This window comes from Bordetella sp. N, from assembly GCF_001433395.1.
In the GTDB taxonomy this organism is placed as follows: Bacteria; Pseudomonadota; Gammaproteobacteria; order Burkholderiales; family Burkholderiaceae_B; genus Bordetella_C.
This window is the reverse complement of the sequence record NZ_CP013111.1, coordinates 4,291,351-4,302,904: the sequence shown is the minus strand read 5'-3', so window position 1 is coordinate 4,302,904 and position 11,554 is coordinate 4,291,351. Positions and strand designations below refer to the sequence as shown.

Sequence of the window (11,554 nt, the reverse complement as noted above, 5' to 3'; positions counted from 1 at the left end):
TCGTGCTTGAACACAAGCACGACGGCGCGTGGCCGGGCTCCGACCGCTTCTTATTTTTTGGCCTGCAGCGCGGCGTCGCGGATCTTTTCCAGCGTGGTGGCCGGCGAGATCACTTCGGGATCGATCAGGCAATGCAGGATGGCGGGGCGGCCGCTGGCCACCGCGCGCTCGAAGGCCGGACCGAATTCCTCGGTGGTTTCCACGCGTTCGCCATGGCCGCCGAAAGCGCGCGCATACGCCGCGAAGTCGGGGTTGTTCAATTCCGTGGCGGAGATGCGGCCAGGGTAGTGCTTTTCCTGGTGCATGCGGATGGTGCCGTACATGCCGTTGTCGATCACCAGCACGATGATGGGCAGGGCATATTGCACGGCGGTGGCGAACTCCTGGCCGTGCATCAGGAAGCAGCCGTCACCGGCGAAGCAGACCACCGTGCGGCTGGGATACACGCGCTTGGCGCCCACCGCGCCCGGCAGGCCATAGCCCATCGAACCCGACGTCGGCGCCAACTGCGTGCCGTATTGCTGGAAGCGGTGGAAGCGATGCAGCCAGGTGGCGTAGTTGCCCGCGCCATTGGTCATGATGGCATCGCCGGGCAGGTGCTCTTCCAGGTATTGCATGACCTGGCCCATCTGCAGCGCGCCGGACGTGGTGATGGCCGACGGATCGCTCCATTTCAAATAGGACGCGTGCATGCTTTCCGTGTCGACCGCCCACGGCGTGCGCGACGGCGCCTTCAGGTCCTTCAAGGTGCGCGCGAAGGCGATGGGCGACGTGTTGATCGCCAGGTTGGCGCGATAAACGCGGTTGAGTTCGCCGCTGTCCGGATGCACGTGCACCAGCTTCTGCTTGGGCACGGGGATGTCGAAGAGGGTGTAGGACTGGCTGGGCATCTCCGACATGCGGCCGCCGACCAGCAACACCAGGTCCGCATCGGCCACGCGCTTGAGCAGAGCCGGGTTCAGGCCGATGCCGACGTCACCGGCGAAGCAGGGATGGTCCGCGGGGAACAGCATCTGGCGGCGGAAGGACACGGCCACGGGCAGCTGGAAGCGTTCGGCGAAGGTGGCGAAGTCGGCCACCGCCTTGGCGTCCCAACGAGTACCGCCCAGGATGGCGATGGGCGATTCGGCCGATGCCAGCAGGATTTCCAGTTCGGCCAGTTGTGCCGGGGTGGGCGCGCTTTCCACCACTTCGTAATGGGGCGCGTCGGGCACGGTGGCGGTTTCCACCAGCATGTCTTCCGGCAATGCGATGACGACCGGGCCGGGACGGCCGGAGGTCGCCACATGGAAGGCGCGCGACACCAGTTCGGGGATGCGTTCGACCTGGTCGATTTCCGTGACCCACTTGGCCTGCGTGCCGAAGACGGCGCGGTAGTCCATTTCCTGGAAGGCTTCGCGTTCACGCATGCCGCGTTCGATCTGGCCCACGAACAGGATCATGGGCGTCGAATCCTGCAGGGCGATGTGAACGCCGGCCAGCGCATTGGAAGCGCCGGGGCCGCGCGTGACCATGCAGATGCCGGGGGCGCCGGTGAGCTTGCCATGGGCGTCGGCCATGATGGCGGCGCCGCCTTCCTGACGGCAGACCGTGACGTCGATATTGGCGTCATGCAGGCCGTCGAGGACGGCCAGATAGCTTTCGCCAGGCACACAGAACACGTGCTTCACGCCATGGGCGACGAGTTGATCGACAAGAATGTGCCCGCCCAGGCGGGGTTGTTGCGAATTCGGCATGGCTGCTGTGAGAAGGTCGATACGGAGTCAGGGATATTGGCGAGGATAATGTTCCTTGACCGCACATTGCAATTGATAAAATTGCACAATCTAGTGCGGCGCGCGCACGCTTTTGTAATGCTGCGTCGCAGCAGCGCGGCAGCGGTGACCGGCCTGGCCTCGCCCCGGTCTGCCGCCATGATCTTCCTTCGGAAGTCCCCTCACGCTTTTCCCCCAGGTCCTCGATCACCGCCATGAGATCCGGCATTCCCAACCTCAGCGCCCTGCAGGCCTTCGAAGCGACGGCCCGCCTGGGCACGTTTTCGCGCGCCGCCGAGGAGCTGTCCCTGACCCATAGCGCCGTCTACCGCCAGGTCGCCAGCCTGGAGCAACGGCTGGGCGTGCAGCTGTTCACACGGGTCCGCCGCCGCATCGTGCTGACCGATCACGGGGCCGAGTACGCCGGCCGCATACGCCAGCATCTGGACCAGATCGAAAAAGACACCTTCGGCCTGGTCAGCCGTACCGGGATGGGGCGCAGCCTGCACATCGCCGTGGTGCCGACGCTGGCCACGACCTGGCTGATTCCGCGGCTGGCGGATTTCGCCGAGCGTCATCCGGACATCACCGTCAGCCTTTCCGTGCGGACCTTGCCCTTCCAGTTCAAGGACCATCCCTTCGATGGGGCGCTGTATCACAGCGACCACCTCTGGCCCGGCACCCGCGGGGTGCTGCTGTTCCGGGAGAGGGAGCTGGTGCCCGTGTGCGCGCCGGCCCTGGCCAAGGCGCGCGGCGGAGAGGGGCCCTTGGGCGCGATGCCCCACCTGCATCTGCTGTCGCGGCCGGATGCGTGGCGCGATTGGTATGGGCAGAACCGCCACGATTACGGCCCGCATGCGGCCGGCGGTCCGCGCTATGAGTTGTTCACCATGGTGCTGGCGGCGGCCGAAGCGGGATTGGGGGTAGGACTGGTCCCCCGCTTCCTGGCGCAGGACGCGCTGGATGCGGGCCGCGTGACGGAGGCAAGCCCGGGCGTGTTGCGCGTGCCGCATGGCTATTACTTCAGCTATCCCGAATCAGGCACCCGGATCGAAACGCTGAAGATATTCCAAACCTGGTTGCAGGCCGTAGCAGGCAGTGACTCGATTGGCTGAATCCAGTCTGCATTATGGAAGGGTTGGAGGGCGCGATCACGGGTAAACCCTGATGTTGGGCGATAGTCAGACCGCAATCTTCCCGACTAATAGTTGGTGCATACTTGAATTCGCGCTTTCAGCCAGAACAGGGCGGGGGTGGTAAATGCCTCAGTTGTTAAAGGGCTATTACTGATTGTTTTAAACCCCCGTTCTGGAACAATGCCTTTCCGTTCCCTTAGGCCGCTATCCGCGGTGCAGGGGGCTTTTCCAGACCATGGGATTCACTACATGAAAAAAACTGCGCTCATCGCTGCTCTTGCCGCCGTCACGACCCTGGCTTCGGTTGCCGCACATGCTGACGGCCGCCTCGACCAGATCAAGTCCTCGGGAACCATTTCGCTCGGCTATCGCGATGCTTCGCTGCCGTTCTCCTATCTGGATGACGCGCAAAAGCCGATCGGCTATTCCATGGATATCTGCTACGGCATCGTCAAGGCCGTGGAGAAGAGTGTCGGCAAGACCCTCAAGGTCAATCTGGTGCCGGTGACGTCGTCCACGCGTATTCCGCTGGTCGCCAACGGCACGGTGGATCTGGAGTGCGGCTCCACCACCAACAACCTGGAGCGCCAGAAGCAGGTCAGCTTCGCGCCCACCACCTTCGTTACCGCCAACCGCTATGTGGCCAAGAAGTCGTCCAACATCAATTCGTTGGCGGACCTGAAGGGCAAGACGGTCATCTCCACCGCTGGCACCAGCAACATCAAGTGGACGACCGAAGCCAATGCGGAACAGAAGCTGGGCATGAACATCATCCCGGCCAAGGATCACGCCGAAGCCTTCCTGACGGTGGAAAGCGGCCGTGCTACCGCCTTCTTCATGGATGACGTGCTGCTGGCTGGCCTGGTCGCCACGTCGCGCAATCCGGGCGAGTGGGTGATCGGCAAGGAAGCCTACTCGGTCGAGCCGTACGCCATGATCGAACCCAAGAACGATCCCGCCTTCAAGAAGGTCGTGGACGACGCCGTCGTCGCGATGATCAAGGATGGCACGGTCGCCAAGTACTACGACAAGTGGTTCATGAAGCCGATCCCGCCGAAGAACGTCAACCTGAACCTGCCGATGAGCGAGCCGCTGAAGAAGGTGCTTGCCAACCCGACCGATTCCGGCGATCCGGCAGCGTATAAGTAACCCCCCTACCGCGCGTAGCGCGGCCCCCCAGGGGGCGAAGGTAGGCCCCCCCGTACCACGCTGCGCGTGGCCCCCCAGGGGGCGACACCAGCGGACCGGGGGACCCGGCTCTGCGGTGTCCCTGCTCGGGGGGAGTTCTTTCGCGACGATGCGAGGGCATGCCCTCAATACCATTGACGTGGCCCCCTCGGGGGCCACGTCAATAATCCGGGTTCCGGCACCGTGGTGCCGGCGTAGTGTCCCGTCCGGGAATAGCCGTTTTTTGGAAAGCCATGCATTACAACTGGAACTGGTCCATCTTCTTCGAGATGGCACCCGACGGGTCGGGTTCCTACCTGGATACTTTGTGGCGCGGTCTGGGTTGGACTGTCGCCACCGCGCTGCTCGCATGGGTCCTGGCCCTGTCGCTGGGCGCCGTGATCGGCGTCATGCGCACCACCGAAAGCAAATTGGCGCAGCGCATCGGCACCTGCTATGTGGAGCTGTTCCGCAACGTCCCGCTGCTGGTGCAAATGTTCCTCTGGTACTTCGTGTTGCCGGAGTTGATGCCCACCGCCCTGGGCGATCAGATCAAGCAGATGGCGCCGCCCTGGGCCATGTTCTGGCCGGCGGTGCTCTGCCTGGGCTTCTTCACGTCATCGCGGGTGGCCGAACAGGTGCGCGCCGGCATCGGCGCACTGCCGCGCGGCCAGCGCATGGCCGGCACGGCGCTGGGCCTGCGGCCCGCGCAGGTCTACCGCTATGTGCTGCTGCCCATGGCGTTCCGCATCATCCTGCCGCCGCTGACGTCGGAATTCCTCAACCTGATCAAGAACACGTCCATCGCCTTCACCATCGGGCTGCTTGAATTGACCGGCACCGCGCGTTCGATGCAGGAGTTCAGCTTCCAGGTGTTCGAGGCCTTCGCCGGCGCGACGATCATGTATTTCATCTTGAACATCGTCGTGCAGCTGTTGGCACGACTGCTGGAACGGCGCGTGTCGGTGCCGGGATTCATGGGATCCCGCGTCAACACCGGCGGGCATTAAGGGGCGGACATGAATAACGGTTTCGATTGGGACGTCATCGTCCGCACCGCGCCCTACCTGTTCCGCGACGGCATGGTCTTCACCCTGCAGTTGACGGTGCTGTCGGCTGTCGGCGGCTTGATACTCGGTACCTTGCTGGCGATGATGCGCTTGTCGTCCAACCGCGTGCTGAACGGCTTCGCGACGGCGTACGTGAACGGCTTGCGCGCGCTGCCCCTGCTGCTGGTGATCTTCTGGTTCTACTTCCTGGTGCCGTATATCGGCGCGTGGGTGACAGGCGCCAGCCGGCCGCTGACGGTGGGCGGCTTTACGTCGGCGCTCATTACCTTTACGTTGTTTGAAGCGGCCTACTATTGCGAGATCATGCGGGCCGGCATCCAGTCCATTTCGCGCGGGCAGGTGGCCGCCGGACAGGCGCTGGGGCTGAACTACTTCCAGGTGATGGGCAACGTGATCCTGCCGCAGGCCTTCCGCAACATGATGCCGGTGCTGCTGACGCAGACCATCGTCCTGTTCCAGGATACGTCGCTGGTGTACGTGTTGTCCTTGACCGACTTCATGGGCGCGGCCGCCAAGGTGGCGCAGCGTGACGGCCGCCTGGTGGAGATGTATCTCTTCGCCGCCGCCGTCTATTTCGTAATCTGCTTCATCGCGTCGCGCCTGGTGCGACGCCTGCAGCAACGCATGGCCATCATCCGCTGAGGCGGGCGACCCCAAGGGTATAGCAATGATAGAAATCAAGAATGTCAGCAAGTGGTATGGCGATTTCCAGGTCCTGAATGACTGCACCACGTCGGTCGCGAAGGGCGAGGTCGTGGTGGTCTGCGGGCCGTCCGGGTCGGGCAAGTCGACGCTGATCAAGACGGTGAATGCCTTGGAGCCGTTCCAGAAGGGCGACATCAGCGTTGATGGCGTTTCCGTTGGCGATCCGAAGACGAATCTGCCCAAGCTGCGCTCGCGCGTGGGGATGGTGTTCCAGCATTTCGAGCTGTTCCCGCATCTGACGGTGACGGAGAATCTGGCGCTGGCGCAGATGAAGGTCTTGGGCCGCGGCAAGGACGAGGCTTACGCACGTGGGCTGAAGCTGCTCGAACGGGTGGGCCTGAGCGCGCACAAGGACAAGTTCCCTGGTCAGCTGTCCGGCGGCCAGCAGCAGCGTGTGGCGATCGCGCGGGCACTGGCGATGGATCCCATCGCCATGTTGTTCGACGAGCCGACGTCGGCGCTGGATCCGGAAATGGTGAATGAAGTGCTGGATGTGATGGTCGATCTGGCGCGGGAAGGCATGACGATGATGGTCGTCACCCATGAAATGGGCTTTGCCCGCAAGGTCGCGAACCGGGTCGTCTTCATGGACGTCGGTGGCCATATCGTCGAAGACTGCCCGAAGGAAGAGTTCTTCGGCAACCTGGAAGCCCGCTCGCCCCGCGCGCAGCAGTTCCTGTCCAAGATCCTCACGCATTGAGTAGCTGAGGGGCTGCGCCCCTCAACACTCTCCCTTCAAAGCCGCGCCCTACATGGGCTGCGGCTTTTTTATTACGAAAAACTATCGCCGCGATAAGGAAATCCGGCAGATTACCTCTAAATATGGAATAGTCATTTCGACATACCCGGGTTTATCCCTAGTCCTTCCAAGCGCAGAATTCAGTCATCGGGAACAGCAACAGACCTCCCCGGAATTACCCGATCAGGTCTGCTCCCACTGAAATAGGACTAGGAGAACTGCCATGAAGACCATCGCCACCTCGCTGATTGTTTCGTTTGCCCTGATCGGTGCCGCCCAAGCCGCCACCCCCCGTGGTGACGTCGACAACGTGCCTTTCCAAGGCACCTACGGCCAAGCCGACAGCTCGACCAGCCGCGCCCAGATCCAGGCCGAACTGCAGCAAGCCCAGAATCAAGGCCTGGTTGCCTTCGGTGACGTCAACAACGTCCCGTTCGCCAGCCAAGCCGGCAGCAACGTCACGCGCGCTCAAGTCGCCGCCGACGTGGCGCAACAACCCGGCGCCATCGCTTTCGGTGACAGCGATAACGCGCCCTTCGAAGGTGTCTGAATGCTGAAATCGCGGCGCGCCGTTGGCGCCGCGACGAAGGTGAAGTAGAACGCGTGTCTACCCCCCTTGGGCACGTGTGGAGTACCGGGAAGTACGTAGTACGTAGTGCCTGAAGTACCCTGCTGTACCAACCCCGCCTGACCCCTCACAGGCGGGGTTTTTCTTTTGCCTAGCGGAACACCACCGTACGCGCGCCGTTGAGCAGAATGCGATGCTCGATATGGCTGCGCACGGCCCGCGACAGCACCAGCGATTCGACATCGCTGCCGACCTGCGTCAGGTCCTGCGCCGTCATGGTGTGGTCGACACGCTCGATGTCCTGCTCGATGATCGGACCCTCGTCCAGATCCGCCGTGACATAGTGCGCCGTCGCGCCGATGATCTTCACGCCGCGTTGGTGCGCCTGGTGATACGGCCGCGCGCCCTTGAAGCTGGGCAGGAAGCTGTGATGAATATTGATGGCGCGCCCGGACAAGGCCCGGCACATGTCCGAAGACAAAATCTGCATATAGCGCGCCAGCACCACCAGGTCCACGTTCTCACGTTCCACCAGGTCGAGAACCTGGCGCTCCTGCTGCGCCTTGTTGTCGCCGCTCACGGGCAGGTGATGGAAAGGAATATCGTAAGACGCCGCCAGGCCGGCATAGTCATTGTGGTTGGACACGATGGCCGCGATTTCCGCATGCAACTGGCCGCTCTTGACCCGGAACAGCAGGTCGTTCAAGCAGTGGCCCTGCTTGCTGACCATGATCAACAGACGCTCCTTGCGGCGGGCATCGTGGACCTGCAAGTCCATGCCGTAGTCCTGCGCCAGGACGTCGAAGCGCTGGCGCAAGGCCGCGGCGTCCGTGGCGGGCGGCAGGTCGAAATGCACCCGCAGGAAGAAACGCCCGGTTTCCTCGTCGCCGAATTGCTGCGAATCCAGGATGTTGCAACCCAGTTCGAACAGCAGACCGCTGACGCGATAGACGATGCCGGTGCGGTCGGGGCAGGAGAGGGTCAGGATGTAGTCGTTATGCTGCATGGCGGATAAGAAAGAACGTCAGCGGAAGGGCGGCTCGGCAGCCCCGGGCTCGGCCACGGGCTCCGGCTGCGGCGTCAGGTCGAAACCGCCAGCATGATAGACCAAGGGCAGCGCGCTGCCATGGCCGCAATGTTCAACCTCGCCCACCATGATCACGTGGTCGCCTTCTTCATAGCGGCTGCGGTTGTGGCATTCGAACCAGGCGGCGCATTCATCGGCCAGCATCAGGGTGCCGCCCGGCGCGCGCTGGGTGCGCACCCCGGCGTAACGGTCGGTCGCGTTGCCTTTCGCGAAGCGCTTGGCCAGGGTCAGCTGGTCGGCCGACAGCACATTGATCACGTAGCGCTGGCAACGTTGCAGCGCCGCCAGCGACGTCGAGTCGCGCGACAGGCTCCACAACACCAGGGGCGGATTGAGCGAGACCGAATTGAATGAACTGACGGTCATGCCGATGGGCTGGCCGTCGTCGGTCATGGCCGTGACCACGGTCACGCCGGTGGCGAAACGGCCCAGGGCTGTGCGGAAATAGGTTGCGTCGAAATCAGGCGGGGATGCGGGCATGCGGCAATAGGGCGTAAGGTCAGGGCGAGATGCGGCTTAGTCGCCACTGCTTGGCATCGAGTTCATAGACCAGACGGTCGTGCAGCCTGGAGGGACGACCCTGCCAGAATTCAAAACGCGCCGGCACCACGCGGTAGCCACCCCAGTGCGGCGGCCGCGGCGGGGTTTCGCCATAACGTTGTTCGAATTCACGCGTGGTCGCTTCCAGCGCTTCACGCGTGACCGGCTGGCTTTGATGCGAGGCCCAGGCGCCGATACGCGAACCCAGCGGACGGCTCTTGTAATAGGCATCGGACTCTTCGTCCGACACCTTTTCGACATGGCCTTCGATGCGGATCTGCCGCTCCAGCGGCTGCCAGAAGAACAGCAGGCTGGCGCGCTGGTTCTCGGCCAGCTCATGGCCCTTGCGCGACTCGTAGTTGGTGTAGAACACGAACCCTCGCTCATCCGCGCCCTTGACCAGCACGATGCGCGCGGACGGCTGGCAGGCGGTGTTCGCCGTGGCCAGGGTCATGGCATTGGGTTCGGGGACTTCAGCGGCCAGGGCTTCATCGAACCACGTGGCGAACTGATCGAAGGGCGACGGGGCTGCCAGGGACTCCAGCAACTCGTTCTTGTCGTAAGTTTGGCGCAGATCGGCAAGGCTCATGATGGCGGGCGCGGCGCCGTGAGTGCCGCGATGCAAAAGAAACGCATCCAGTGTAACGCCGTTGCCGCCCGCCAGGTTTTGCGCTGGCTCAGTGCCGGCGTTCGGACAGCCTGCCCGGCCCCGGATCGTTCGGGGAATGAGGTCGAAAGGCGAAGCCCCTCAATTAATCTCCGGCAGCGGATCCGCCTGCGCGGCTTCCAGCTGGCGGGTCAGCCGCTGCAGGCGCAGGTCATGTATCCCCGCATCTTTCAAGGCGTGGGCCGTCTGCGTGACATATTCCGTGCATGGCCCGTATTTCCCGCTGGCGCGGCGCACGATTTCCAGGACTTCGGCGTCGGGCAGGGCGGCGATATAGGCCGGGCTGGCGCGATTCATGACGAAGACCAGCGCGCTGACCAGCCCGTCATCGGTCGTGCAGTTCAACCAGCGCGGTATATAGGAACCCGTGGACATCTCGCGCTGCCACAAGGCGGTAAACCGTTCCCGCACGGCTTCGCCATGCAGGCGGTAGACCATGCCCTGGCAGGATCCGCCACGATCCAGGCCGAATACCAGCCCGGGCGTTTCCGGCGTTCCGCGGTTCACGCGCGACCACAGGCACAAGGCGCGGTGGTGGCCCCGCAGCGTGGCTTTGCGCCGTTCCAGAAAGTCGAATTCCGGCCGCCAGATCAGCGAGCCGTAACCAAAGACCCAGACGTCGTCGCCTTCACGCCAATGCTTCAGGGCTTCGTTCAGCGAAGCCTGGCGTTCGTCGGCGGTCCAGAGTCGAAAGGGGATGTCCGAAGGAGAGGGGCAGCGATTTGTTGCGGAGTTCACACGAGATTCACTTTTCGGCCTCGGTGGGCGGATTGCGGTTGAGCCAGCCTCCCGCCATCAAAGCCACGGCATACGCCCAGAACAGCGGGGGTACCCCAATTACCGCACCCAGCGCGCCGAAGGTCAATGGGAGCGAGACCTGAGAGCCGTTGATCAACGCCATGCGCAGCCCCACTGTTTCCGCCGCGCGGCCGGGCGGAGAGTGCTGGTGCAGCAGCGCCAGAATGCTGGGTTGGCTGACGCCCAAAGCCAGGCCGAGTGCAAAGGACAGGCCGATCAGGATGGAAACGTCGCTGAACATCGGGTAAATCATGAAATCAGCCGCCGCCGTCCCCATCGCCATCCGGATCAGGGTCCAGGACGTGACGCGTCGCTGGATGATGGGCAGAAGCAGGCGGATAACGAATGTTGCCGCCGCGAAAGACGCCAGTACGATGCCGATCGTCGTTCCGGACATCCCGATCGACACCCCGTAAATGGGCACGATGAACAGGTGGCTGTCCCAGGCGCCGGACAAAATGGTGTTGACCAGCAGGATGCGGCGCAGGGCGGGGAGTTGCAGCAACTCTCGAATATCGCGGCGCGCGACATCGCCTGCCGCACTGGGTTTGACGCTGCGTAGCTCGTCACGCAGATAATAAAGGCCGCCGGCGGCTGCGATCGGGCCCAGCGACAGCAAGGCGAACGCCGCGTCGTTACCAATATGGTCGATGGCGATGCCCCCGAACAAGGGTCCGCTGAAGCCGGACGCGCCCAGCGCCAGGGACATCCAGGAGAAATTCCGCAAGCGGGTCTTGTGCGGCGCCATGCCCAGAATATTCTGGGTGGCCACCTGATGCAGCATGAAACCGATGCCGATACAGGACGAAGCCAGCAGAAGCGTGATCTGGCTGGGCAGCAAAGCGGGCGCCGCAGTGCCGCAGATCAGTAGCCCGGTGCCATAGGTCATCGGTTTGGCGATACCGACGTGGTCCACCCATCTTCCGACTTTTACCGAGAAAAGCATGGGAAGTATGGCGAAAACGGCGATAAGTGCGCCGATCTTCAGAGTGGACATGCCCAGATGGAGGGCGCTGAGCGACACCGTGATGCGGCCCCCGGTAAGGGCCACATGGTTCAGCATATTGATGATGCAAAGCAGCGCCGCCCCGGAAATGGCGGGCACTGCGGCTTCATCGGAGGGGGGTAATGGAGTGGCTGACACGGCGTTATTTGTCGTTATTCTGTGCCGTACTCCCGCCAATCTCAAGTTGCGACGCAGCAAAAAATCATGTTTCTAAACCCGCTGTCAATCGGGGTTTTTATTAAATCGGCCAAATTCGCGAATTCTCCATCAACCTGACGGCTACCTGCATTTATTAATTTGCTACGTTTCTCCGGCGC

Annotated in this window: 12 protein-coding genes; 6 read left to right on the top strand and 6 right to left on the bottom strand. The window is 62.9% G+C overall.

Features of this window, described 5'->3' with window-relative positions; translation table 11 throughout:
• Positions 1–50: 50 nt before the first annotated feature.
• On the bottom strand, positions 51–1,736 hold the full coding sequence (locus ASB57_RS18415; RefSeq protein ID WP_057653540.1) for a thiamine pyrophosphate-binding protein: 1,686 nt from the start codon (positions 1,734–1,736) through the stop codon (positions 51–53).
• Positions 1,737–1,969: 233 nt separating this feature from the next.
• Here ASB57_RS18415 and ASB57_RS18410 point away from each other — a divergent pair, with 233 nt between their 5' ends.
• From ASB57_RS18410 to ASB57_RS18385, 6 genes are all read left to right on the top strand, one after another.
• Entirely contained in the window at positions 1,970–2,869 is a 900-nt protein-coding gene (locus ASB57_RS18410) for a LysR substrate-binding domain-containing protein (protein ID WP_057653539.1), read from the top strand.
• Positions 2,870–3,139: 270 nt separating this feature from the next.
• Positions 3,140–4,039, top strand: coding sequence for an amino acid ABC transporter substrate-binding protein (locus ASB57_RS18405; protein ID WP_057653538.1), 900 nt, complete (start codon positions 3,140–3,142; stop codon positions 4,037–4,039).
• Positions 4,040–4,311: 272 nt separating this feature from the next.
• Complete coding sequence (locus tag ASB57_RS18400) at positions 4,312–5,067, top strand: amino acid ABC transporter permease (RefSeq protein ID WP_057653537.1); 756 nt, start codon at positions 4,312–4,314, stop codon at positions 5,065–5,067.
• Between the two features lie 9 nt (positions 5,068–5,076).
• Positions 5,077–5,769 (top strand): amino acid ABC transporter permease, encoded by a 693-nt coding sequence (locus tag ASB57_RS18395; RefSeq protein WP_057653536.1) that lies wholly within the window; start codon positions 5,077–5,079, stop codon positions 5,767–5,769.
• A gap of 25 nt (positions 5,770–5,794) precedes the next feature.
• Positions 5,795–6,532 (top strand): amino acid ABC transporter ATP-binding protein, encoded by a 738-nt coding sequence (locus ASB57_RS18390; RefSeq protein ID WP_057653535.1) that lies wholly within the window; start codon positions 5,795–5,797, stop codon positions 6,530–6,532.
• 262 nt (positions 6,533–6,794) lie between these two features.
• A complete protein-coding gene (locus ASB57_RS18385; RefSeq protein WP_057653534.1) occupies positions 6,795–7,121 on the top strand; it encodes a DUF4148 domain-containing protein in 327 nt (108 codons plus the stop codon).
• Positions 7,122–7,290: 169 nt separating this feature from the next.
• On the opposite strand, the gene purU is transcribed toward ASB57_RS18385, so the two are convergent.
• The 5 genes from purU to ASB57_RS18360 form a co-directional block, all read right to left on the bottom strand.
• Entirely contained in the window at positions 7,291–8,145 is an 855-nt protein-coding gene (gene purU, locus ASB57_RS18380; RefSeq protein WP_057653533.1) for a formyltetrahydrofolate deformylase, read from the bottom strand.
• An 18-nt stretch (positions 8,146–8,163) separates the two neighbouring features.
• Entirely contained in the window at positions 8,164–8,706 is a 543-nt protein-coding gene (locus ASB57_RS18375) for a flavin reductase family protein (RefSeq protein ID WP_057653532.1), read from the bottom strand.
• Between the two features lie 19 nt (positions 8,707–8,725).
• Positions 8,726–9,355 (bottom strand): pyridoxamine 5'-phosphate oxidase, encoded by a 630-nt coding sequence (gene pdxH / locus ASB57_RS18370; RefSeq protein WP_057656249.1) that lies wholly within the window; start codon positions 9,353–9,355, stop codon positions 8,726–8,728.
• A 159-nt stretch (positions 9,356–9,514) separates the two neighbouring features.
• On the bottom strand, positions 9,515–10,171 hold the full coding sequence (locus ASB57_RS18365; protein WP_057653531.1) for a gamma-glutamylcyclotransferase: 657 nt from the start codon (positions 10,169–10,171) through the stop codon (positions 9,515–9,517).
• A gap of 7 nt (positions 10,172–10,178) precedes the next feature.
• Positions 10,179–11,375 (bottom strand): MFS transporter, encoded by a 1,197-nt coding sequence (locus tag ASB57_RS18360; protein ID WP_369822874.1) that lies wholly within the window; start codon positions 11,373–11,375, stop codon positions 10,179–10,181.
• Positions 11,376–11,554: the final 179 nt, after the last annotated feature.